General features: G+C 59.4%; 13 protein-coding genes and 1 pseudogene. 6 read left to right on the top strand and 8 right to left on the bottom strand.

The window, feature by feature from the left end; translation table 11 throughout:
* Positions 1 to 654 precede the first annotated feature (654 nt).
* Both ACVINW_RS18335 and ACVINW_RS18330 read left to right on the top strand, forming a co-directional pair.
* Positions 655 to 1455 carry an ATP-binding cassette domain-containing protein gene (locus ACVINW_RS18335; protein ID WP_456752597.1) on the top strand — a complete coding sequence of 267 codons (801 nt, stop codon included), beginning with the start codon at positions 655 to 657 and terminating at the stop codon, positions 1453 to 1455.
* Entirely contained in the window at positions 1452 to 3011 is a 1560-nt protein-coding gene (locus ACVINW_RS18330; protein WP_456752596.1) for an ABC transporter permease/substrate-binding protein, read from the top strand. Before ACVINW_RS18335 ends, ACVINW_RS18330 begins: the two co-directional genes overlap by 4 nt.
* Before the next feature lie 707 nt (positions 3012 to 3718).
* Here ACVINW_RS18330 and ACVINW_RS18325 read toward each other — a convergent pair.
* The 4 genes from ACVINW_RS18325 to ACVINW_RS18310 all read right to left on the bottom strand — a co-directional run bounded on the left by ACVINW_RS18325 (position 3719) and on the right by ACVINW_RS18310 (position 9394).
* Positions 3719 to 4522 carry a glycoside hydrolase family 12 protein gene (locus ACVINW_RS18325; protein ID WP_456752595.1) on the bottom strand — a complete coding sequence of 268 codons (804 nt, stop codon included), beginning with the start codon at positions 4520 to 4522 and terminating at the stop codon, positions 3719 to 3721.
* Between the two features lie 810 nt (positions 4523 to 5332).
* Complete coding sequence (locus tag ACVINW_RS18320; RefSeq protein ID WP_456752594.1) at positions 5333 to 6145, bottom strand: prephenate dehydratase; 813 nt, start codon at positions 6143 to 6145, stop codon at positions 5333 to 5335.
* Between the two features lie 623 nt (positions 6146 to 6768).
* Entirely contained in the window at positions 6769 to 8301 is a 1533-nt protein-coding gene (locus tag ACVINW_RS18315) for a S10 family peptidase (protein ID WP_456752593.1), read from the bottom strand.
* 346 nt (positions 8302 to 8647) lie between these two features.
* Positions 8648 to 9394 carry an alpha/beta fold hydrolase gene (locus tag ACVINW_RS18310; protein ID WP_456752592.1) on the bottom strand — a complete coding sequence of 249 codons (747 nt, stop codon included), beginning with the start codon at positions 9392 to 9394 and terminating at the stop codon, positions 8648 to 8650.
* 793 nt (positions 9395 to 10187) lie between these two features.
* Here ACVINW_RS18310 and ACVINW_RS18305 point away from each other — a divergent pair.
* Positions 10188 to 11888 (top strand): outer membrane protein, encoded by a 1701-nt coding sequence (locus ACVINW_RS18305; protein ID WP_456752591.1) that lies wholly within the window; start codon positions 10188 to 10190, stop codon positions 11886 to 11888.
* A 288-nt stretch (positions 11889 to 12176) separates the two neighbouring features.
* Positions 12177 to 13979 carry an ABC transporter ATP-binding protein gene (locus tag ACVINW_RS18300; protein ID WP_456752590.1) on the top strand — a complete coding sequence of 601 codons (1803 nt, stop codon included), beginning with the start codon at positions 12177 to 12179 and terminating at the stop codon, positions 13977 to 13979.
* 481 nt (positions 13980 to 14460) lie between these two features.
* On the opposite strand, the gene ACVINW_RS18295 is transcribed toward ACVINW_RS18300, so the two are convergent.
* Complete coding sequence (locus tag ACVINW_RS18295; RefSeq protein ID WP_456752589.1) at positions 14461 to 14835, bottom strand: TIGR02301 family protein; 375 nt, start codon at positions 14833 to 14835, stop codon at positions 14461 to 14463.
* Between the two features lie 564 nt (positions 14836 to 15399).
* Here ACVINW_RS18295 and ACVINW_RS18290 point away from each other — a divergent pair.
* Positions 15400 to 16707: pseudogene (locus ACVINW_RS18290) on the top strand (MFS transporter); the annotation flags it as partial.
* A gap of 1111 nt (positions 16708 to 17818) precedes the next feature.
* Here ACVINW_RS18290 and ACVINW_RS18285 read toward each other — a convergent pair.
* The 3 genes from ACVINW_RS18285 to ACVINW_RS18275 form a co-directional block, all read right to left on the bottom strand.
* The gene (locus tag ACVINW_RS18285; RefSeq protein ID WP_456752588.1) at positions 17819 to 18220 is read right to left on the bottom strand and encodes a hypothetical protein; all 402 of its coding nucleotides are present in this window, start codon (positions 18218 to 18220) and stop codon (positions 17819 to 17821) included.
* Positions 18221 to 18611: 391 nt separating this feature from the next.
* Positions 18612 to 18818, bottom strand: coding sequence for a hypothetical protein (locus ACVINW_RS18280; protein WP_456752587.1), 207 nt, complete (start codon positions 18816 to 18818; stop codon positions 18612 to 18614).
* A gap of 894 nt (positions 18819 to 19712) precedes the next feature.
* A complete protein-coding gene (locus ACVINW_RS18275; protein WP_456752586.1) occupies positions 19713 to 21539 on the bottom strand; it encodes an NEL-type E3 ubiquitin ligase domain-containing protein in 1827 nt (608 codons plus the stop codon).
* Positions 21540 to 22156: 617 nt separating this feature from the next.
* Here ACVINW_RS18275 and nopM point away from each other — a divergent pair.
* Positions 22157 to 23866, top strand: a complete 1710-nt coding sequence (gene nopM, locus ACVINW_RS18270; protein WP_456752585.1) for a T3SS effector NEL-type E3 ubiquitin ligase NopM — start codon at positions 22157 to 22159, stop codon at positions 23864 to 23866.
* The last annotated feature ends 585 nt before the right edge of the window (positions 23867 to 24451 follow it).

The raw sequence follows: 24451 nt of genomic DNA, 5'->3' as shown, positions 1-24451 counted from the left end.
ATCGGCATCACCCAGACAAAATGAAGTGCCAAGACAATCACCATAATTGTCATGCCATAGATCCCCACGATCCCGAGGTCGCGGACACGGCACCCTCAGATCCGGTCCTCACCCCTTACGACCACGAACACGCCGTCACCTCTATGCGCCTTCTGGACGCAGATGCAGATGCGGATGACGCCAACGGGCGAGAGGTTGCAAAGATCGCGTTGCATACGGATTTTGAGTATGAACCGCAGTGAGCCCGCCGCGCGTACGAAACCCATCTCGCTCGTGCCAAGTGGGCAGCAAAACATGTGGCAACCGCTGCAGAGCGGTCGACCGCGTTAGAACTAAGATAAACCACTACATTCCTTAGACCTTTGCCTGGCACATTGTTCGCGATCGCGGCGCGAACAAACTTTGTGGCCCGGACGAACGGGCACGGCTCCTCCGGCTAGCCAATCCTAAATGAAGTCGTTCGGTACATTTCGTACCGAACGACTTCAGCGCCATTACCAATTTCGACATCCCGAACCACCAACCGTCCTGCCGCGTGTCGTGGTGATGCACGGACTTGCTAGTGTCCTTCGAAACCGAAGTTCGCTAACGTGCGCACGGCTGAACGAAACGAAGTTCGGATCCGGAACACTCGCGCACTGGTCTAACCTAACCATGACACTCGCACCGCTGATTACCTATGCGCATGTAGTGAAGAGTTTTGCCAGCGGTCGCGACGCCGAGCGCGTCAACGCGGTGGACGACGTCTCGCTCGATATTACGGCGGGCGAATTCCTTGCGATTGTCGGCGCCTCCGGCTCCGGCAAGTCCACCTTGCTGCGGCTCGCCAACCGCCTGCTCGATGCCGACAACGGCCGCGTCATGGTGGAGGGCGAGGACGTGCGCAACGTCGACCCGGTGGGTTTGCGCCGGCGCATGGGCTTCGTGTTCCAGAGCAGCGGGCTGTTTCCGCATATGCGCGTCGCCGACAACATTGCCGTCACACCGAGACTGCTGAGCTGGCCCGCCGCCGAGATCGCCGTGCGGGTCGATGAGCTCCTCGAGCTGGTGCGGCTCGATCGCTCCCTCCATCGTGATCGCTTTCCGCATGAATTGTCGGGCGGCCAACAGCAGCGTGTAGGCGTGGCGCGGGCGCTCGCCGCTCGTCCGCGTATCATGCTGCTGGACGAACCCTTTAGCGCGCTCGATCCGCTGACCCGCGACACCATGGGCGAGGAGTATCGCGTCCTGCATCGCAGCCTCCGTTTGACCACGGTAATGGTCACCCATGACATGACGGAGGCGTTGCTGCTTGCCGACCGCATCGCGGTGATGCGGGCCGGACGGGTTGTGGCGCAAGGCCAGCCAGCCGAGCTGGCAAACAACAAGGATCCCTACGTGGCGGAGCTGTTGAGCACACCCAGGCGGCAGGCCGAGCGGCTGAACGCCCTGCTCCCGGGAGCAAGCGCGGAATGAGCTTCCTGTCCGACCCTCGCTGGCACGACGCGGCGGCGCACCTGCCGGACTATCTTGGCAGCCACGTTCAGGTCAGCTTGGCGGCGCTAGCGCTCGGGCTTGTGATCAGCCTCCCGCTCGCGATCCTCGCGCGCAATCATGCCGTGATCCGCGGCATTCTGCTGGGCCTCGCCAGCATCGTCCAGACCGTGCCCGGACTGGCCCTGCTGGCGCTGTTCTACCCGCTTCTGCTCGCCATTGCGTCATTGACGCTTCGCTGGTTCGGCTTCGACTTTTCCGCGTTCGGATTTCTGCCCTCCATGCTGGCACTGGCGCTCTATTCCATGCTGCCGGTGCTGCGCAACACCATCACCGGGCTGAACGGCGTCGATCCCGCGTTGCTTGAGGCGGCGCGAGGGGTGGGCATGACGCCACGGCAATCGCTGTTCACGGTGGAACTGCCGTTGGCGCTGCCGGTGATCATGGCCGGCATCCGCACCTCGGCGGTATGGGTGATCGGGACCGCGACATTGTCCACGCCGATCGGGCAGACCAGCCTCGGCAATTACATCTTCGCCGGCTTGCAGACCCAAAACTGGGTGCTCGTGCTGTTCGGCTGCGTCGCCTCAGCGCTGCTGGCGCTAGCGGTCGATCAACTTTTAACGCTGATCGAACGCGGATTGCGCCAGCGCAAGCGCCTCCGCACTGCGCTCGGCAGCGTCGGGATCGCCGCACTGGTCGCGGCCACATTGATCCCTTCGATGTCACGCGCCCCGTCGACCTACGTCATCGGCGCCAAAACGTTTGCCGAGCAATATGTGCTCTCCGCGCTCATCGAGCAGCGTCTGCAGGCCGCGGGATTGCAGGCCTCGACGCGCGAAGGTCTCGGCTCCAGCGTGATCTTCCAGGCGCTCGCGGCCAACAACATCGACGTCTATGTGGACTATTCCGGGACCCTGTGGGTCAACCAGCTTCACCGCAGCGAGATGCTGCCGCGTGGAGCATTGCTCGCCGAGCTGAAGAAAATCCTGGCAGAGCAGGACATCACTCTGCTCGGCGTGCTCGGTTTCGAAAACGCCTACGCGCTGGTGATGCCGCGGCAGCGCGCCGAAGCACTCGGCATCCATTCGATCACGGACCTGGCCGCGCACGCGCCAACGCTGTCGATTGCGGGCGATTACGAGTTCTTCTCGCGCCCGGAATGGACTGCCCTGCACAAGGCCTACGGACTTTCATTCCGTGCGCAACGACAGATGCAGCCTGATTTCATGTATGCGGCAGTGGCGAGCGGCAACGTCGACGTCATCGCGGGCTATACCAGCGAGGGGCGGATCAAGGAATACGACCTGGTGACGCTGGCCGATCCCATGCAGGCGGTCCCGCCCTATGATGCGGTCCTGCTACTTGCACCACGGCGCTCTCATGATACGGCGTTGCTGGACGCGCTAAAGCCACTGCTTGACCGGATCGACATTGCGACGATGCGCGAAGCCAATTTGCGCGCCAGTGGCAGCAATGCTAACTCCTCGCCCGCCGCGGTGGCGCGCTGGCTGTGGCAGAGGATCGGTGGGCAGTAGACGTACGTCCATAGCCCGCTAGGAACGCATGGACGCGGCTCGGTTGCCCATTGCGCATCGGCCGCTCACGCGCGCGCCGAACTGGGCCGCGTGGTCTCCTCAACGCTCGAAACAGCCTAGGATTGTCATTGAACCGATCTACCTCTTTTGGAGATTGCCAGTAAAAATCCGTCGCTCGATCCGGATGTCAACGATGCGGCGCCTACTGATTCGATCCTAACTGCCTACATCCGGGAACACGTCGTCATCTATTAGCGTCTCCTAGACGCAGACGCGGAAGGTGTCGACTGGAGAGAAGCCGCCGAGATCGTGTTGCGCATCGATCCCAAACGTAGGCCGCAGCGTGCTCACCGTGCCTACGATAACCCATCTCGCTCGTGTCAATTGGATGGCCAAGCATTATCGGCATCTGTTGCGGAGCAGTTGGCTATGTTCGAACTAAGCAAAGATTGCATGCCAATCTGGCGCGAAGAGCGCAGCGATCAGGATAGCAAGTGGCATCGCCGCGGTATCGATGATTGCCCAGAGATTGTTGGGTGCGAGAGCTTTGTTGGATCTGGTTGTCGCGGAGCGTCAAGCGTGGCGTCTTGGGAACCTGTGGACTTCGGCTGCACGGTAGTATGGACCGTGATCCGCTTGGATCTTGGCTACATAATGCGTGGGCCCAGTGCGCCGAAGTCTCTCAGATCACCTTACCAAGCGGGGCCTCACTTTGATGTTACGCTCCAGTTGTTGAAATTGAAATTCATTCCCCCTGGGGATGAGGTGACCTCGACGCCATATTGAACGCTGCCGACGTTTATATCGCCGAAGTAGCCCTTCGACTTGATCCACTGCAGAATGCTCTTGATGTCCACCGTTCCGCTGTTGGTCTTGGAAGTGCGCAGGAGTGAGATGACCTTGTGACCGTTGAAGCCTTCGAACACGTTCCAAGTCGCTCCGCCCACGTCGACGTTGGTGTAGACCGGGATTGCCGCGCCGGAACGATCCGGGCGATAATGATAAGAAATTGGTTTGACGTTACCGCTGCCGTCTGGATTTCCGGTGTAATTCGTCCAGAGCATTATCTCATGCTGCTGTGAGCTGTCCCAAATATCGTAGGCAACGTCCCAGGCACCGCTGGTCGGAACATCCTGATTGAAGTTCGAGCTCAGAGCGTTGATTGAACTGAGCGGTTTTCCAATATTGAAAGCCTCGTGCGGATAGCTCTTGATGCCAGCAGTATTGGGCTGGTTCGACCACACGCTCCACTGGTTGACTGCACGCACCGAAATCGTCTGAGGCCCAGCGCCTGCGCCCCACACGTCGTTGTTCCAAGAGTAACCATCGCGCGAAAAGGTCCCGTATGGAGCGCTCGAACTCCAAATCGGAGCCTTCGCCGGTACAGGCGCCGCAGACAGTGACCTGGCTTCATTCACGGCCTGCCCAAATAGATTATGATCCTCCTGTCCGAAAGCATACGTCGTTTGGGATCCTGGCGAGCCGGCATCGTTTATCCGATTGGAATTCATAATGCTCTCCTTGCTCTTGAGTAACAAAACCTCTCCGCCGAACCACCCAGCGGGTACCCTGGGTTCGTCACCTGTTCAGTTGTAGGCGGCATCGGCACTAGAGATCAGGTTCGAATGCTAGGAGGGCTGGCTTTCGAGAAGCTGACCACAACCCCGACACGGAGGTTTTGATTCGTTGAAGATGGTTTGATTTGGTTGAGGCCTTGAATAGCCGAGCACCATTTTGCACGAGCCTCGCCGGTTGAGTACAATCCATTTGACGCGAGCGCGATCGGCATTGTGGCGGTCTGGGCAACTAGCCCGGGGAAACTATCGACCGCCCATAGAGGCGTTGGCGACCAGAATGCCGATCTCGATCTCAACCATACAGGCACCCGGCGTACCTTGGGACCTAGCGGAACTCCAATCGGCGCAATATCCGCCGCACGTCGTCGGCGGGGAAAGGCCTGGTAGAGCACTCCGGCCGAATGATCGAGAGATTGTCGAGCGCTATTTGGCCCTCATCGAAGCCCGATCTTCGTCTGCGCTCTCTCGGATAAGCGGGAGCGGCGGAAAAATGCGAGCCCTGCGGCTCGATACGGATCGCAGCCTATCCGTCGACGGACATGCCTTGCCCGGCTGGCGGTCGGGGAGCTTGCAGCTTATCCTCATTCTCAAGGTAGTTCTGCAACCCATTGTCGACAAATTCTGCCAGAGCATGATTGCCGCGCGGCAGCGCAAGCAACCCGCTCACATGAACGGTTCCGCCACCTCCTTCGTAGAGCTACTGAAGAGCTCCGAAACGGCTCGCATAACGCTAAGTAGAAACTATCAGTAACGACGCGAGTATGAGCCGAGCACGCGAATGTCTGCGCGCTCTCGAAGCAACCCGGCAATACTATCCGTCTGCCCATGCCCCGCGACCTCGATCAGGTATCGATGGATTTCGAGGGCCGTCTTGGCCGGTCGCTCGTAAATCGCCAGGATTTGGATTCGGGCACCGGCAAACGACCCAAGCAAGGAAGCAAAATCCGATTCATCTACAGTTGCGAGCAACGACGTCTTGTCGTTTTCGGTCGGCGGAGGCATATCCTTGCCTAGCACCCACCAGCGCGTCACATTGTGCGGGCCTTCTTCGATCCCATCCAGCAGCGAATCCAGCCCATAAATCGCTGCGCCAATATGGGGGCCAACAGAAGCCTTGTCCAAGGCTTCGCTGTTGGCAACGGCTTGCGCCGCGGCGCCACTACTCGCTACCGCGGTACGTCGAACCCGCGGCAGCTCGTGATCCAACCAAGTCTTGAGTTCCTCAAGGGCAACCGGATGTCCGAAGACCTCTTCGATATCCTCCAGACGGGCTCCATGACGAGCAAGAAAGCTATAACGCAGCATTTTGGGATATTCGGCCACGACGCTTACATTCGGCAGGTCGAGGATCGGATCCAGATACGGGGTAGCTCCAACCAGGGAGGTCGTTACAGGCAGGCAGGCGCGGCCGATCTTCCCGCTTTGGTATACTGAGAGCAACTCGTCTTGGGACATAGGGACCAAGTCAGACGGACCGAACAGCTCAAGGCAAGCTTGGTGTGTCCATGATCCAGCCGGCCCAAGATAGCCAGTTTGACCCGCCGTCGCAGCTGTCATGGTGAGCAATCCAGTGCGCCCCTTGCTGCCGCGGCAAGGCGGAGCGTGCCTAACAACAATTGTGCGATCCGCGACAACATGGTCAAGGAGCCGCCTTCCCGGATATCACGATCTCAATTTATGCGGTCGTCCCTCCGCTATGGTCCAAGACGGTCGAAGGGTCGCAAATGGCGTCTTGGCCAAAAAGCGCTGTCTGTGGCCAGCACCAAGTGATGCACCAAGTGCCTGGTCGATGCTCGGTGATGGGCCAGTCCTCCCAAAGGCAAAGGCGACCAGGCTCAAGGCAATCATCAAAAATCACTTGGCGAACCACTAGTAGTTCCATGTGCCGATCTTCACGCATGATCGTTTCCGCTCGTCTAGACGAAGTCACCGGGCGCTCGATCGGCAGCAGTCGTTGAAATTTTTGTGCAGCCGACGAGCCGGTGCGAGACGTTCGACAGCGCGGGCTCAGGTTGGAAACCATTTAGAGATACCGGGTTCTAGCGAAATTTCCGTCGAGCCAAATGATTGAAGACGAATGCGTCTGGCAATTGGAGCGAGCGCTTGGGTTTCATCCGCACTTTGAGGAGTTAATGCTTTGCGCACGCCAGGTTGCTTGTGACCATTGTTCGTCGTCGGCATTACTTCATCATCACTTCGACTTCGGCACGAAAAGCTTGGCGCGAGACGTCTCGTGAATAGAACATGTGGCCGCCCGGAAAGACCACAAGTTTAATCCGCGGAGTGGAAGCAAATGGCGGCAATTGATCGAGCACGATCTGTGATTCGAAATATGGCGTGGCAAGGTCAAACAGCCCGTGCGCGACCAGCAATTTCATGTGCCGATCCGTTGCCAGGATCTGGCGCAGCTCCGAAACTGACTCCGGAGGGCTGCGGCCGAAATCCCAAGCCTCCATGACCTTGCGGTTGCCCAGTTCATAGGAGCCGTCCGGCCGCCAGCTTAGTTTCCGCGTGACGAGATCGACAGTGGCGCTGGTCAGAGGCGCCACCAGCGTATCGCTAGAGGGATCGCCGGAAAGTTGGAAATCGGACTCCGGATATGGATCGAGGCCACGCACAGAGGCATCATACCTGCCGATTAGCTTGCCGTTCTTACGGTCGAACTCACGTCGAAACTCGGCGACTTCGAAGCGGCCGGCGAGCCTACGACTGACAGCTTGGTCGATGCCGGTCAGCGCCGCGACCTTGTCGGCCAGACGCGTTGTCGCTTCCTTATCCGCCTGGCCTTTGATGAGATCAACCAGAAACTCGCCGCGGGCATAGCCTTCCACGTCGCCGAGATCGGCTCGGCTTACCGGACCCTCGGCTTCACGCAGGGTCGCAACATAGCTGGGCAGCGTTGCGGCGTAGCGCAGTGGGCTCCTGTGGGCACTGTAGTCGAACGTTGGCGAGACCATGATCAGACCCTTGACGCCTATGCCCTGCCGCACCTGCAATTGGTGGACAACCTTTGGCCCACGAATGCCGCCATAGCTTTCACCCGCGATGTACTTCGGCGATAGCAGCCGGTCATGCTTTTCGAGCCAGCGGCGGATCACCAGCGCCAGCGCGTTGACGTCACCCTCAACGGAATAGAGCTGCTTGCGCGCATCATCGCTGGTCGCGACGAAACGGCTATAGCCGGTGCCTACGGGGTCGAGAAACACCAGATCGGTGAAATCGAGCCAAGTTTCCGCATTTGGCCTCACCTCCGGAAACGTCGATGGCGTGACCTCGTCAGCATTGATCGGCAACCGCCACGGTCCGGCATTGCCGAGTTGCAGCCAGGCCGATGATGAGCCTGGTCCGCCGTTGAAGAAGAATGTCACCGGGCGCGTGCCGCGATCGGTGCCCTCAAGCTGATAGGAGGTATAGGCGATGTCGGCCAGCGGCTCGCCCTTGTCGTCGAACAGGCGGATGGAGCCGGCGGTCGCGACGACAGAAAGCGTCCGCCCAGGGAGCTCAAGCGAGTGCTTGGTGCTGGAGTCCGGCGGCAGGCGATGCCGCTCGGCCGCCGACGGTATGCTCGGCGTTTCGCCAGCCCCGCCTTGCTGCCCGGCCGGCGTCGTGACTTGGACGGGCGGCGGCGAATCTGTGGCCCTAGCGCTCCCCATTGCCCCGCAGGCAAGCAAGATCATCGCAAGCGAGGTGCGGCGCGGCGCGATCAAGTGCATCGAATTTCTCCTGTCCCGGCGCGCACTTCGGTGCGCGAGGCGCTTCCATCAACAACTCCAACAACTACCTCGTGACCGGGAACAACAAACCTACTGGATCCAGTAGTCGTCACCATCGCCGGCGCCTTATCATTCACGACGCGAAACCTGCGGTTCCAGCCAGAACCAACAGAGCGCGTCTCCACAGCTCCAATCGGGGCCGCTACGGAAGGCGCAATGTTATTGAAAGTTAGTTCCGCCGGCTCAGGGTTTTACGGCGCGCGGCAGCCCCTATGACAAACATGTCAGAGATTTCCCGGTCCGCGCCGTAATCGTCTCCAATTGGAGATCAATTAAGAGCTGCGTCCTAGTTCAGCTCTGCCAAGAACGAATTGATCGCGTCAGCACCTAGCTTTGGCTGCTGACACATCCACCAATGACCGCCCCCTTCCAAAACAGCAACCTTCGCGCCGGCGCGTTCGGCGGACCGGCGCGCGAGCCTCCCCCCGCCACAGTAACGGTCTTCTGTCGCGATTAGCGCCAGGCCAGGTTTGGCGGCCGCCCGCGGCAGGCCGAGCCCGAGATCTCGAATGATCGGCTGCGCGGCCGATCTGTACAGCGCGAGAATTGCCCTGCCCATATCCCTGTTTGCACCAGCAGCCACCTTCCGTGCGATTGCCGCGGTCATGCCCAGTCCCTCATACCCCTGGGCTAACGCCTCGGCCGGCATGCTTACCATCTGCGCGACAGCTTGGTCGCCGACCTTTGGCGTCTGCCAGGCCTGCGCCAGACCGTGCCAGACGTAGTCGGGATCGAAGGCGCCCAGCATATCGCTCGCCCAGGATCGTATCAGAGCGGGATAGTCCATTGCGACTCGCATGACATGTCCCCCACCCCAATCATGCCCCACGAGATCGATTGGTCGCGCCAATTTCCCGAGTTCGCCCACAAGCCAGTTGCGGTAAGCATCAATAGAACAATCAAAGCCAGGCGGGACATCTGACCCAAATCCGGGTGGACAGAGACGGACAATATTCCGGTCGCTCAGAAGCGGGACCAGATCGTCCCAGATCGCCTCGGTTTCAGGATTTCCATGAACCAGAACGATCGTCATCCGCGTTTCTCTCCAAAGAGTTCTGCCTGTCCACCACTCGTCGATAGCACTGCCACCTAGCAAAGATGTTTGCTGGTGACAGCTACGGGGCATATGAACGCGGAGGTTCATCGCTTGGCAAGTATGTGAACAGGTAGTGCAAAATGCCTGGAAGGTCGAATTTCCAACGCAACATGGCTAGAGCAACGTGAGACGATCGTTGGCCCACCTACGAACTCGGCGCGCGGGTTCTTCGCAGCGGTATCGGGACTGGACGAGTGGACCAACACGCAGCACATGACGGATCAAATGGGGCTCGACCACAACATCCGCTTTCTGGTCAGCCGAATTCGATCAATTGAGCTCCAGTTATAAGAGCGGCCCCCGACCTTTTGTTGTGGAAGTGCTGTTTCGAAGCTGTTCCATGTTTTGTCATCAGCACCGAGATTGCGCTCAAGGAGCCAACTTCAGGAAAGTCCTGTGCTCTTCCCAATTTCGGCCGCCACTTGCCGCGCGCGACTCCGCATCGGCCAGCGCTCGCAAATGTCCGGCTATGGACGGACCGTTCCGATGTCAGACTCGAGACAACAGTCGGCAAGTTAATGCGACAAACTCTTACGAGATCTCCGCAAAACATCCGAGTTCAGTCTGGCATATGCCTTGCTTCATTCGGTGCCTCATCACCAATCGCAGTGCGGTGATTTCGGAGCCGATCTGGCGCGCGTTGCCGCGAATGTCAGCTCTGGCACGACGATTTGCCGTGCGACGATATCTTAGGAAGGCCGGCGTGGACCGGGAAAGTGCAGGATCTTTGATGAAGTTGAGAGTTCTTCTGTTGGGTGTCACGACGATTGCGGTCATAGCGAGCGGTGCGGCCAACGCGCGCCTTGAACCAGAACCGAAACTGCCGCTGGTCGTATGGAACTGGTCGGGTGGCTATATCGGCGGACACGTCGGCGGTGGGTACGGCCGAACTTCCTTCAGCAATCCCTACGGCCCGTCGGTCTATGGCGGCATCGTGGAAAACCCGGCATTTTTTGCAGGTGGCCAGATCGGCTACAATTGGCAGAACAACAGCTGGGTGGTTGGCGTCGAACTGGATACCAGCGGTGTTATTTCCGAGGGTACCAATACCTGCCTCGCTCATTCGGGCCTGGTTGTGAGCGCAAACTGCATCGCAGGTCCCAACCTCTTCGCCACCGGGACCGCCCGCATCGGCTACGCTTTTGGCGCACTCGGCCACACGCTGACCTATCTCAGGGGAGGCGTAGCATGGCAAAACAATAGGGGCGATGTCGTCAACAACTTTGAAGCCGGCTACCTGCCCCAGGAAAAAACCCATTTCGACTATGGTCGTCTCGGTAGTGTCATCGGTCTGGGCATCGAGCAGGCGATTACGCCTGCATGGTCGGTGAACGTCGAGTATGACTATCTGCATTTTGGCGGGCCAAGTGTGCGGACGGCTTCGACCGTACAATCGCCACCGCTTGCGTTCCTGCCGGCGAACACAACCAACCTATCCAGCAGCTACCACATCGGGAAGATTGGTCTTAACTACCATTTCGACGCCGGACTGAAGGCCGCAGAATGGTCCAATGTGCCGCTGAACATGAAGGCACAAGCCAGTGCGCGGCCCATTCCCTACGCGCCCGGATGGTCATTCGAAGGCGGCTCGCGGCTCTGGCTCAGCCGGGGACGATTCCAGTGGGATCACAGCGCAGCCGATATAGACCAAGATCCCGGCTTGCTGATATCAAGGCTCACGTATCATGGACTGGACGGATTGTCCGGGGAGTTCTTCAACCGTGTCGACAGCCCCTGGCGATTTTTCCTGAAGAGCAATCTTGGTACCGGGCGCTTCAACAAAGGGAAGATGAACAATGAAGATTGGCTGCCCCACAAGCGGCGGTCCTACCAGAACACCCTTGACGGTCAGTCAAACGGAAGGTTCACATCTTACACCGCCGACGTCGGTTACGATTTCCTGCGAAGTACGAACTATAACGTCGGTGCATTTGTGGGCTGGACCTATTACGGCCAGAGCTCGGACCGGACGGGTTGCGTCGAGTTCGTTAATCCACGGCACCGATGTCTGAAGCCGGGTGACAACAGGATCGTTGGCAGCGAGGATACGCAATGGAATGCGCCTCGAGTCGGCCTGAGCGCCGAAACCATCCTGGCCGAGCGCTGGCGACTGAGCGCTGACGTCGCTTACCTGCCCTGGACCGATTTCATCGGGCGGGACAATCACCTGCTGCGCGACGTGACCACCTTTTCGGAACAACGCGGCAGCGGTGGCGGCGGAGTCCAGCTTGAAGGCGTACTGTCCTACTTCCTCACCGACAACATCAGCGTTGGCGTTGGCGGTCGCTATTGGGCTATGTGGACCAAAAAGGACGAGTCCACCGGTTGCCGCAATGCCTGCATCGAGCACTCGCCCTCATTTGCGAAGTACAGCATGGAGCGCTGGGGTACGTTCTTTCAGGCCTCATACAAGTTCGACTCAAAGACTTGAGACTGCCTCTAGATCCATCCAGGCTTGCTCGCAAGCATCGACGTCGACGCCACAATACGGACGCCGACGTCGTGGGTAATCGAGCGCTTCTATAAGCATGCAACCAGTGTGTAAGCGCTTTCGCTCGTTCTTGAACAATAGTTTCAATGCCAGCGTCCTCATTCCTGTTCGTCGCCTCAGAACCCAGGCCTTGTTGGTTCGTCATAGGCTGCAGGCCCCAAGCATCGGGCACATTGGCGATTGGGTCGAGAGGGTCTTACGCCCAGTGCGGCACAAGCCGCTAGAGCTATGATCATTCACAATCGCAAGCGATTCATCGCGATCAAAGTGGTACTCCCCTTTGTCTTGGAGCATTGGCTGAGACAGCCTGCGCTTGCTGCGATAATCCTGGTCAGCTCTCTCGGAGCGACGGCTGCAGATCTTTTCATGCCGTTGTATTCCGGACATCTAGTCGATGCAGTGAGTTCAGGTCCGTCTAACGACGCAGCGTGGCACGCCGCGCTTGTTGCCTTTGCAGAGATTGTAGCGCTTGGCCTGCTCGCGATCGTATTGCGACTTGCATGCTCGCGGGCAATCATATCGTTCACGCTTAAGACGATGTCGACCGTGGCGCGCGAGGCATTTATACGGGTGCAGCGCCTCTCGACCGAATGGCACACGAATTCTTTCGCGGGCTCCACCGTTCGCAAAATCACGCGCGGGATGTGGGCGTTCGACCTACTAAACAACACGGCACTGATGGCATTGCTGCCGTCGCTGACGGTACTCGTGGGGTCTATGATCCTGTTCAGCCTGTATTGGCCTGTGCTCGGCGGAGTGATTGGCCTTGGCGCGTTGATCTATGCTACGACAACAATAGCAATCACGATCGGGTACATTGCGCCGTCGTCGCGCGTCTCGAATGCTTGCGAGACGAAAATTGGGGGCACGCTAGCGGACTCGATCACGTGCAACGCGGTGGTGAAATCGTTCGGCGCAGAGGCGCGCGAGGACGTTCGGTTTGGCAAAGTGGTGATCCGCTGGCATGCCCGAGTACGGCGCACCTGGCTACGCTCCAACGCCACTAGCACATTGCAGCTCATCATCCTGCTGTGCTTCCGGGCCTCGGTGATCGGCGGCGCGATCCTGGTGTGGGCGCAAGGCCGCGCCACGCCGGGCGACGTCACCTATGTGCTGACCAGCTACTACATCATCCACGCCTATCTGCGGGATGTCGGCATGCACATCAACAATTTGCAGCGTTCGGTGAACGACATGGAGGAGCTGGTGCAGATCCATGGCGAGCCGCTCGGGATCGTCGATGCTGTCGATGCCAGGCCGATCGACATCCATGGCGGCCGCATCGTGTTCGACGATGTCACGTTCCGCTATGGCGGCCATCGCGGGCCGCTCTATGACGGACTGTCGATCGACATCGATGCCGGCGAGCGCGTCGGCCTGGTCGGGCGTTCCGGCTCCGGCAAGACGACCTTCGTCAAGCTGGTGCAGCGGCTCTACGACGTCTCGGGCGGCAAGATCCTGATCGACGGTCAGGACATCGCCCGGGCGACGCAGCAGTCGCTGCGCAGCCAGATCGCGATCGTGCAGCAGGAGCCGATCCTGTTCCATCGCACGTTGGCGGAGAACATCGCCTATGGCCGGCCGGGCGCCAGCGGGGATGCAATCGAGCAGGCGGCGCGGCTTGCCAATGCGCACGACTTCATCATGCGGCTGCCGAAGGATTACGGCACGCTGGTGGGCGAGCGCGGCGTCAAGCTGTCGGGCGGCGAGCGGCAGCGCGTGGCGCTGGCGCGCGCCTTCCTCGCGGATGCGCCGATCCTGATACTGGACGAGGCGACCTCGAGTCTTGACTCGGAGTCCGAGGCACTGATCCAGCAGGCGATGAAGCGGCTGATGAAGGGCCGTACCTCGATCGTGATCGCACACCGGCTGTCGACCTTGCGCAACATGGATCGCATCCTGGTGTTCGATCGCGGCGAGATCGTCGAGCAGGGCACGCATGAGGTGCTGGCCGCCCGTCCCGGCGGCATCTACCGCGGCCTGTTCGAGCGGCAGGCGACCGAGTTCAGTCAAGTTGCGGCGGCAGGCTAGGCCACAAATCCCATCATTTTTGCATCAGTGAGTGATCCCGAGAACGTTGCGCAGCTCATCATTTCGAGGCTGCGCACCAATTATGCAAAATGATCATTGCCTGTTTACGAGCGCCCCGGTACGCATCGACCAGCACCCCGGGCGGACGGCTCTGCCGCAGAGGTCGGGCGCTCGTCTTGGACCGTTCACGAGAGCAGGTCGACGGCGACAATTATTGCTCGTCGAGCGGAGCTCCCTTCGCGACGGTTAGGGACGACGGCATTGCCACGGGAAAGCCCGCCTTTGGACACTCTTGTCGAGAATCACGTCTGCAATCGAAGCTGAACTACTCGCGCACGATCACTCCACGATAAATGGGTACTGGCGGACATGTTCGGCGTCGGACTGGCAACATATCGCGAGGATCAACGTCGTCTGTCCACTTTTTGCTTGTTGTTCGTTACGGGCCATGCGCGACCAAACGCCGAGGAAGACCGCGCTGTCAGTTAGAATAGCGGTCCGTCAGGTCGTGTGAGATCTTCAACCCTTTCTCTATATAGAGTCTGATCGCCATGTTAGCTGCGGGCGTGCAGGTTCGGTAGGTCTGCGCGAACCCGTTGTAGCCGCGGTTAAAGCCCGCGACTATGCGCGTACGGCGGGGACCGAAGGGGGTTTCGGCATCGATCAGCGCCTGCATTTCGTCGCGCCATTTGGCGCCTTCGTTGGAGCCGCAGATGCCGCGCAGATAGTGCAGCACGCCGAGGATCTCGGCCAGCCGCTGTAGATCGGCATCGAAGGGAGCAGGCACGTCCTGGGCGCGGGTCATCGCAACGAATGCCGATATCAGAACCGCAACGGCGAGAAAGGTTTTGATCACAGGCGTTCCGGAAGTCGGTTGGTACGCTCCGTCAACACGCCCGAGGCAAGGTTGACGAGGCCCCGATCGCGCAGAACGTTTCCTCCTGCAGCAGATCAAACTCAAGAGGCGGACGGCTGCTCGCAATGAGCAGCGGAGCAAAAGGCGGACCAACTCGCCTGATACCTCTGCCAATGCCCAACTAGCTGAACATAGCGTGCGCGAGTGGCGGACCGTTCTGTGTGAGAACAAACGGTCCCTGTTCGGCACTTACCAATACTGTCGCACAGTCGCCATTGCCCGGGAGCAAAACATGACCCAGCGCGCCAACTGCAGCGCGTTCCTGTATTCATGTTCTGCCGGCGATTGCCCAATTTAGTTCAACGCTGGAATGGGACTGCAAGATGCAGGCACTTTTATTGCATTCGTCCATGGGATCTTCGTTCTAAACCTGCTCCAGGTGTGGGCCCCGGGTGGTACGTGGCCACCTCAGGGTAAACGACCTATCGAGCAATGGAGTGCACCGTGCGCGGCCTGACTGGTCGAAGTGCTCAGGCCAGCGATGGCACTTCGAACGGATCGAAGATCGCCAGCCAATATACTCGGGAGAAGCCGGAGCCCGTCCTCGGTGCGGCACACGAACGCTTGCCCGGTCGCGCCGTGTGGGGCGCAACCATCGGCAATATTCTCGAATTCTACGACTTTGGGACCTATAGCTTTTTCGCGATCCAGATCGGTCAAGCGTTCTTCCCGGCAAAGGACCCGTTCGCCAGCCTTATGCTGTCGCTTGCAACCTTCGGCGCGGGTTTTGTCACCAGACCGGTCGGGGCCATCGTGCTCGGTTCGTGCTCGGATCGACTGGGGCGCCGGCCCGCGATGACCGCCAGCTTTGCAATGATGAGCGCCGCAATCCTCGTGTTGGCTATTATGCCGTCGTACGAGACAATAGGAATCGCCGCTCCGCTGCTGGTCATTTTCGCACGTCTGGTGCAGGGTTTTGCTTTGGGAGGTGAGGTTGGTCCGACGACCGCCTATTTGATGGAAGCGGCGTCGGCGGAACGGCGTGGTCTTGCCGTCTCGTTTCAGCCCGCCAGCCAACAGATTGCTGCGACAGCCGGCGCGTTGGTTGGAGAACTACTCTCACTCACGATGACAACCGAGGCACTCAATGCGTACGGATGGCGGATCGCGCTGTTGCTGGGCGCCGCTACGCTGCCGTTCGGATTCTGGTTGCGGAACTCCCTTCCCGAAACGTTGCACCGGCCTGAGACGCCGGCTCTGGTCATCCAGCCTGTAGGGAGATCGCCCGCGGTTCGCCGCATCATGAGCTTGGGATTTGTTATCCTGGCCAGTTGCACCATCATCACCTATGTCACGGGATATATGACCACCTATGCCCTGAACACCCTGCACGTTTCCGCGCCTCTCGCCTTTGGCACGACGCTCATCAGCAATGCGGTAGGAATCGCCGCAGCACTGCTGGGCGGCTGGCTAGCGGACCGCGCAGGCCGCCGGCGCATCATGATCTGGCCGCAGATCACCGCGTTGCTGATGACTTATCCGGTGTTCTTCTGGATCTCGGAGAGTCGTAGCACTCTCGCACTTCTTGGAGGCTTCGGCGCGCTCACCCTGATCGGAACGATCCCGTATAGCGCCTTCTACGTGAGCATGGCCGAGGCTTTGCCCAAGAACATTCGTGGCGGCGCCTTCGCGACGATCTACGCTTTTGCCATAGCGATTTTCGGAGGTACCGCTCAAGCCATCGTCACCTGGCTGATCCACCTGACCGGGAGCGCGCTGGCGCCCGCCTGGTACATGCTTTTCGCTAGCGCTGCCGGGCTCTGTGCCATGCTTATGATGCCAGAGACCGCTCCGATCAAAATTCAGAGCGCGCGCACAAGTAGAGGCCGTCATAGCGCAGGGCAGTTTGAATGCGGGTCTCGTTTGCCTGACATCGCGCGGCTTTCGGGGCAGCAGGAATGTAGGTCTTCGCCTTCGACGCGGCCGTTCGCGCGAGCCATCGAGAGCACCGGAAGCACAGTACGCTCCGAGAGCGGATCTCGTCGATGGCTTGCCGGCTTCTTCAGACTCAGGCGCTCGCGGCGCTGAACACGACCCGATCGGTGCAGCGCCTGGAGCTGAGAGCGAAGTACAAGCCTGGGTTCGAGCCGCGGTTCTTAGCGCGCTCAACGCCGGTCCTGGTTAGGTCGATCTCGCCGCGATCTTCAGTTAAATGTCTCGACGCCTGCCCTGGTACCAGGTTCATTGAAGGAGGATCTTATGATCAGAAGTTCCAGCCCGCAGCAAGCCGGTCCGCTCACGCCACAGTTACCTTGCATGGGCTTGCAACAGCTGCCCACGAAAGGAGCTCGAAGGCATTTGCGCCGGCTGCCGCTCTTTCATCCAGATCGCGAAAGTGGCGATAGCAGGCAACTGACCATTGATCTAGTCTTGCTTCAGCCGGACGATCAACCTATGGCCGATCGAAAGCTCGATGAAATCGGGGACCTCTAAATAGCCCCCGCCGATTCCTTGGCTTACTCGGCGCTATGGCTGATGAATTCATAGGTAGCTCGCGCGATTGCTGCGGCATGGACGGCGGGACGTCGCGCACAATCTAAGTCCTTTACCCATTCTCGTTGATTGGAGCGAGCAGGATGTTCCAACCCAGCCTGGAATTTGAGAGAATTATAGATAAACGAACGTCTCGGGCGACTGCTCACTCAAGTCCGACGCGCAGATTCACATAGTACAATTGACTTGTATGCTGATGGCGAGCCTAATTGATTTTGCTGCAAGACTTATAGAGAGCACCAGTGAATTTTGGAACGCCTGTGCAAGCCAGATTCCTCGTTCGAATGGGGACCTCGGGCTGGATGGTTTATGATCGAGAACGCAAGGGACCAGCGCTGATAAACGACAGCCGCCTGGCCGAGAAACTGACAAGGGAACAAGCTGAACACATCAAGAATATCCTGACGAATACTCCGGGCAACCAGCAAACTTAGCCCTTCGTCGTCCATGGTGTTCGGTTGGCGCCCGCAATCCAGTGGGAGTCAAATCCTTGAGCTTCGATTGGGCAAAAGTAGTCCCGCTTCTTTTGATCGGTGCCGGCATCGTACTGGTGCTCGTAGGCCTCATCGGCACAATGCGGCGCCAGCGTTCCGAGGGACGCCGCGCAGCGCAAACAAAAAACGATATGTCCGGATCCAGCGAACCGGCGAAAATCCCAAGCGCGAAAGCGCGGCCTACTGAGAAATCTCCCGGAGAGGATCTGGACGCCCGGCAGGCCAATGAAGAATAACATTGAGTGGCAGCAAAGCTCTGTCCAGGCCGCCTTGCGCTTTTGCTGTCGCTTTCTCTCGCCGTTGGCGATCTCTGTGTCAGGCCGCTTGATACCCGTCATGATCGGAGGCGCGCTCCCTGGCTGATGCTCTCTCAAACATCTCGGCAAGCCATAAGGCCACGGAATAAACGGATCTTCGCTTTCGGCTTAGCGTTAGATCACCAGCGACCTCCACCGGAGGACCCGTTCGAATTGCTTTCAATCGCTTTGAATTCTTGTCCCGCGCTGGGGTGGGAACTTGCAGCTAGAGAGTGTTCGTTGCCTGATCCTTGATGGTCACTCTGTGCTGGAAGATCCGTTCCACCGGATTCTGCTCCGGCGGCGGAACTTGAACGGCTTCGAAGGCTGGGTCGCGATTCTCGTTACGCAAAGAGGACACGGCCGCCGTTCCCGCGAGCGGCCGGTCTGCGAGGCCTCTATCCTCATTCTCTGCTGGTTCGCAATCCCGCGCTTAGTGCTGGACGCACGCTGGATCGGTCAAACAAAAAAACAGGTCGCAGATGCCGTCCAGCGGGTCGTCCGCGCATTGAGGATATGACGTATCGGCTAGCTGCACCTTGGTGGCGACGGGTTGAGGGGCGGCCTCGGCAACAAAGACCGGCAGCGCCGTCGTTGCAAGCGCGGCGGCGCTCGCAGTTACAAACAGCAATTTTTTCATTTCAGAGTCGCTCCCGTGGATAGGCCCCAAGCCGTGCTCCACGGATATATGAAGGCGCCATAAGTGGTAAAATTGATTTTCTTGATCAGGCCCATCTACGGAATGGATGAATTCGCAAATCTCCGCTGCAGTCGCTCGGAATCAACGAAGCCAATCAATCGAGCCTCGATGCGCCCCTATGGCCAGGGGCCGCACGACGTAGGACATGCGCCTCACGTGGCTCCTCGCCGGCTTCGAGGTCCGCGCATTAATCAGAGCAATCGAAGAACGCGGTGGTGCATCTGCGGGCCCGGTGACTTGCGTTCCTTGACCGGACGCGTGACGTCCGACCGTCGAGTCACATCCCCGATTGAGTGCACGAGCGATCTCTGCGTGGTGCATGCGATCGGAGATTCCGTTCGTTTGTTTGGCACCTGATCATCGTCGACGACCCATTGATCAATCCTCCCGCCCTTCGGCCTACACTTCGCGAGCTCCGCGCTCACAGCAACCAGCCTGCCTGAGGTTTCCGGAGCTCAGCCGTCGATGACAACCAACTAACCAGTCTGGCCATCTCCCTTTGGAGCGATGCCTGAGGATTCGACGCTGGATCTTCTTCGCACCGATCTGGTCGCACCGGATCCGGGCAGACCTCGGAATACATTTACTAGCCCCTCCTGCTTCCCACACTTTGTAGGCTGTGGACGCCAACACATGAGGTCGCCGCGCCTTGTCCCGCCAGACGTCTTTGCCTTGGTCTTGCGGACCCGTCGGCACTCAATGAACCGTGAGATTGCAGTTGCGGCAATCAGAGCGCCAACGAAGAAGTTCTGGGGAGCCAAAATGTTTGGCAAAGCGGCGAAAATCTTTATCAAGGGTCAAGCGCTCAATCGGCTTAAGCTTCCTTTAGCCGCCTCAGAGCTTCAGACCGTGATCATTGAACACCTTGTCTCTTAGAGCGCCCTTGATCTCGCGGGCGATATCCTTGCGAATCTCAGCACCCAATTCTCGCTTCGCATCCTCGACGAGATCAGATGCACTCCCGGCCAAGCCTCTGTCGGCGAGCTGTTGCTCCAGCCTGTTGTCGAATTCCTCGCCCATCGCATCAACGAGCTGGCCCTGCATCATGGCATAGTCTTCAGGAGCGATTCGCTGCACCAGGCCGTCCCAAGGCTGCCAGTCCGTCGCCAAATAGCCGGCGAATTCCGCCGCCTCCCTGTTCAGGACGGAGGTCTCCGCACTGTCAATGTCGGGATCGGTGACGCCGGAGACGTCAAAATAGCGCATAGCGGGCGCGACGTGTTGCAGTCCCAGCCGGTCGCGCAGCCTGTTCTGATAAGCAAGATAGACCTCAACGGCGTCGATGTCTTCGACGTTGTAGGCAGAGTGGAGCGAGTGAGTCTTTTCGCGCGCAATCCGCTCAAGCGCGTCCAGACGGAACATGATACGCCCCAGATCGACGAGATCGGGAAGTCGGGCCGTGTCGTCGTAGGCCCCGTTCTCGACGTCTGCGATGAGGCGTGCGGTTTGCATGCCGTTCCAAGTCAAAGTTCTCCTATCCTCGCAGCTTTGATTGGCGTCGAGGGCGAGTTGAAAGTACTGCGCGCGCAATTGCGGGTTAGTCGCCGCCAGGCGCAGATCGTCAGCGACGGACTGCTGGAATTGTTCATTGCTGGAATTGACCGAGTCGAACAGTTTTTCGAGGAAAAGCGCGTATTCTTGGGCGCCCGGCTCTTCTGCAAAGCTCTGCCAGACGGCCAGTAGCTCTCGATCGCCCGGCTTCGGATTACTCCTGAGCCAGCCTGCGACAGTTTCAGCGAGATCATCGGCCTGTCCATCGTCTGTCCCGGACACATCACTTTCGTCATCGCGTGAAAGGTAGACGGTCGGACCGGTATATCCTTCGGCGCGAAGGGTCGTGTCCAGGTTCGTCAGCACCTGCTCGGGCAGCGGATTTTCCCGCAGCTCTATCCTGGCACCAGCGCTCAACTGCGTCAGCAGGTCCTCGGGTAGACTCGCCAACTGGTTTTCGCTGACGTCGAGAAACCGGAGCGTGACAGGGAGAGATTCCGGCAAACCCGTCAACCGGTTTTGGCAGACGTCGAGAAACTGGAGCGTAGCAGGCAGATCCTCCGGCAGACCCGTCAACCGATTGTGGCTGGCGTGGAGAAACTGGAGCGAAGCAGGGAGGGTCTCAGGCAGGTTCGGCAACTGATTGTGGCTGACGTCGAGGAACTGGAGCGCTGTAGGCAGGACCTCAGGCAGGCTCCTCAGTCGATTTGAGCTTGCATCAAGCCCTCTGAGCTCGGCCGGAAGCGCCGACAGACTGGTCAGCTGATTGCCCCTGATGTCGAGACGCTGGAGCGAAGGAGGCAAGCTATCGGGCAGACTGGTCAGCCTATTGAAGGGGACCTCGAGCACGATGATTTCGGTCGGAAGTCGAGGCAGACTGGTAAGAGACAATGATTCGAGATCCAGTCTCGTGACCTCATCCCGGGCATTCACTCGCCTTACCGCCTCTTCCCGATCCTCCAGCGGGCCCACCTGCTGTTCAGCAGCCCAATTCTCAAGCGTTTGGTCTATTTCGCCGTTCGCATGAGCTGAAACCGCCGGGCTTTCTGCATACCCTGACACAACTCCATCCCACTGCGCCGCCGCTTCGTTTTCCCGGTCGGTTTGGCCGGAAGACGCGGAAAGGCTGGCACTGCCCCGCTGTATCTGTCCTTCCTGAAAAGAATCCATCCCCACCCCCTACGAACGAGCCTACTCAGTCCATGACGACAGGTAGGAGGGCCTAAGACATCTAGCTTTCCATAAGCTGACAGGTCGATCGGCAAAAGTTGGCAACCACGGCGTCGGAAGGCCGACACTGCTGTCGTGACCTGAAACTGGGCTGTTGGTCCTGGGTGAGAAACGATCCTCTCCTACCTGCAACAGGCGCTGCGATCTTCCCAAGCGTGCGGCGTCTCTCCCCAAGCAACAAGCAGTCCGCGCCGACTTAGCTTAAGAGGTTGACCCGCTCAGCCGTCAGTGTGACCTGCTTTGGCAACAAGGTTGAGCGAACCGGCTGCCCTGCAGCAACACTCGTCAGCTGATCGACAGGTGGGCCTGCTAAGGTCAGAAAGCTTCCACGTTGACGGTCTTCAGAACTTATCTAGTCACGAAGTGGCAGCAAGCCTGGCAGCAGGATCGATCCAGTTGCCTCGGAAGGCCTCGTGTGAGGCCTACCGGCTCGGCCAGCAGTCGCTAGCCCCGGAGCATCTGCGTTCGCCGAACGATCATTGCGCTGCGCAACGGCCTGCTTCGCGGCCTTGAGAAGCGCCGGGCGTACTCCTTGATTCTAACAGTGAAGAAAGTTGATGAACACAGGACAGGCACAGCGAAGTGCAAACTCCTCCCTCGACACTTTTGAAGATGGGGAGCATGAAAGCTACCTCGGCGGCTTCAACCGAGCCTTGGCGGATTGGGTCGAAGCCTTGACAGGATATCGGACCCCCGCATCTTCGCGTGCGCGCATCCTGGAAAACTGGGCCGCCGAAGAGGGCCAGGGCGAAGCCGAGAATCGGCGACGGGGGCGCTCACGAATTAGGGCTGCGGAGAACGTTGGATCTCATTCGGTAGATCTGTCATCCCTCTCCCTGACCGCTTTGCCCGACGCCCTGCCGCCCCGGCTGAGGGAACTGCGCGCCATGCACAACGAGCTAGGCAGCCTGCCCGCTCGGCTGCCCCCGGGTCTCAACGAACTTCTTGTTAGCCATAATCAGTTGACCAGTTTGCCCGACGCGCTCCCGGCGAGCCTCTATCGCCTGGAAGCGAACGATAACAGGTTGACCAGTCTGCCGGCAGATCTCCCGGCGGGGCTCGGGATCCTAAGCGCAAACAATAACCGACTCGTCAGCCTGCCCGACGCTCTCCCGACCAGCCTCACCTCGCTCGCGGTTAGCGGCAATCAGCTGACCGAGCTTCCCGTCCTCCCATCGGGGCTTATCGAAATCGATGTCAGCAGCAATCAGTTGACCAGCCCTCCCGAACCCCTTCCCGGCTGGCTTCAATCACTCAATCTGAGCGGCAACCGGCTGACCAGCCTGCCCGAGGATCTCCTATCGAGTTTAAACTACCCGAATTTGGAGCTTGCGTTCGGGGACAACCCGCTCCCGGACGAGGTCCGCGCTCATCTGGCTGCACCGCATCTTGAACAACGGTCTCTGCACGAGGCTGCGGCGCAGTGGCTCGGGAACGACTCCGCAGCGCTTGCCGAATGGCAGCACTTTGCGGATGAGCCGGGCGCCCAGGACTATGCCCGCTTCCTGGAGAGGCTACGAGGGACCGTAAACCAGGGCAGCGACGAGTTTCGGCAGGCAGTGGCTGACGATCTGCGGCAGGCGGCGGCCGATCCGAGACTGCGCGAGCAGTTTTTCACACAGGCTTCCGAGGCCAACGCGAGCTGCGAGGATCGTATTACCCTGCATTGGAACGGTATGCGGAGCGCGCGCCTCAATGCTGAGGTCGAGAATGGGTCGTATGATGATCGGCTCAGCGAGCTGATCCAGCGCGCCCGCATTGCTTTCCGCCTCGAGGCGCTGGACGGGATCGCGCGCGACAGGGTTGAATCGCTCCTCACCGTCGACCCGAACGTAGACGACGTCGAAGTCTACCTTGCCTATCAAAACCTTCTGCGCGAGCCGCTGGAGCTCACTCACGTCGCCCCTGAGATGCGTTTCCTGTCGGTCTCTCACGTAACTCCGGAGGATGCGGCGCGGGCGCTGGAGCTGGTTCGGGAGCAGGAAGCGAGCCAATTCACCGACTACATGGCAACCCGCTGGCAACCCTGGGAGACGGTACTGAGGCGCATCGCTCCGGACGAATATGAAGCGATGCAAGATCGGCTCGTCGAAGCCATGGGCGAGGAGTTTCAAAGCCGCCTGGATCAGCGATTGGCCGAGCACGGTCTTCTAGGCGACCCGGATGCCGAGCGCGTGCTCGGAGCCCAAATCCGAAACCAAATCGCAGGCGAGATCAAAGGCGAGGTCATGCGCCGGCTGCTCGCAGACCGTGGGATCGAACAATAAGACTTCTCAGAGCCGCAGCGCAGATATCTTCATTGCTCTGCGGCGCTGATCGATCATGTCAATTGACATCATCTTCGAACTGCCGCTGACGATCGCCGATCGAGATTGGTCAGCGGATCGAATAACGCACGCCGACGAGCAACGTCGGTCTGGCTCAAAAGTGATGAACAAGGATCGGGTCGGTGAAAATGGTGATCGAGGGCGCGCAGTGGCAGCATAAAGGGCTGTCTGAGAGACTTGCAGTGCTCGCAGGCGTGAGAATCTCAAGCTATGGACTGCCGGACGTGACGCGATGTGGCCAAACCTGAGGACGCCAGATTGCTCAGGCCTGAGCACGCTGGAACTGAGCTAGGGTGCATACGTAGCGGGCGCGTCCGCCCGCCATGACCGGCTAGTCGCACTTGCGTGAACCCTGGGACCTGGATTGCCGATGTTCTCACGGCTTTGGCTGGCCGGGGCTGTTTCAATAGCGCGATTGATGAACTGCCCTCAAGCGCTAAACAGCCGCCCGATGCGCCATGTCGGGAAATCCCGCCGGGAGCTGCTCGAAGTGATCGAGCGCGCCATTGCCGCCACTCCCGACGA

This window comes from Bradyrhizobium sp. USDA 4461 (assembly GCF_054055655.1).
Note: the sequence above shows the minus strand (reverse complement) of the source record. Positions and strands in the feature narration are given on the sequence as shown.

Coding starts and splice junctions, on each gene's coding strand:
- ACVINW_RS18335 (WP_456752597.1), top strand. CDS start 655: ATGACACTCGCACCGCTGATTACCTATGCGCATGTAGTGAAGAGTTTT.
- ACVINW_RS18330 (WP_456752596.1), top strand. CDS start 1,452: ATGAGCTTCCTGTCCGACCCTCGCTGGCACGACGCGGCGGCGCACCTG.
- ACVINW_RS18325 (WP_456752595.1), bottom strand. CDS start 4,522: ATGAATTCCAATCGGATAAACGATGCCGGCTCGCCAGGATCCCAAACG.
- ACVINW_RS18320 (WP_456752594.1), bottom strand. CDS start 6,145: ATGACAGCTGCGACGGCGGGTCAAACTGGCTATCTTGGGCCGGCTGGA.
- ACVINW_RS18315 (WP_456752593.1), bottom strand. CDS start 8,301: ATGCACTTGATCGCGCCGCGCCGCACCTCGCTTGCGATGATCTTGCTT.
- ACVINW_RS18310 (WP_456752592.1), bottom strand. CDS start 9,394: ATGACGATCGTTCTGGTTCATGGAAATCCTGAAACCGAGGCGATCTGG.
- ACVINW_RS18305 (WP_456752591.1), top strand. CDS start 10,188: ATGAAGTTGAGAGTTCTTCTGTTGGGTGTCACGACGATTGCGGTCATA.
- ACVINW_RS18300 (WP_456752590.1), top strand. CDS start 12,177: ATGATCATTCACAATCGCAAGCGATTCATCGCGATCAAAGTGGTACTC.
- ACVINW_RS18285 (WP_456752588.1), bottom strand. CDS start 18,220: ATGACGGGTATCAAGCGGCCTGACACAGAGATCGCCAACGGCGAGAGA.
- ACVINW_RS18280 (WP_456752587.1), bottom strand. CDS start 18,818: ATGAAAAAATTGCTGTTTGTAACTGCGAGCGCCGCCGCGCTTGCAACG.
- ACVINW_RS18275 (WP_456752586.1), bottom strand. CDS start 21,539: ATGGATTCTTTTCAGGAAGGACAGATACAGCGGGGCAGTGCCAGCCTT.
- nopM (WP_456752585.1), top strand. CDS start 22,157: ATGAACACAGGACAGGCACAGCGAAGTGCAAACTCCTCCCTCGACACT.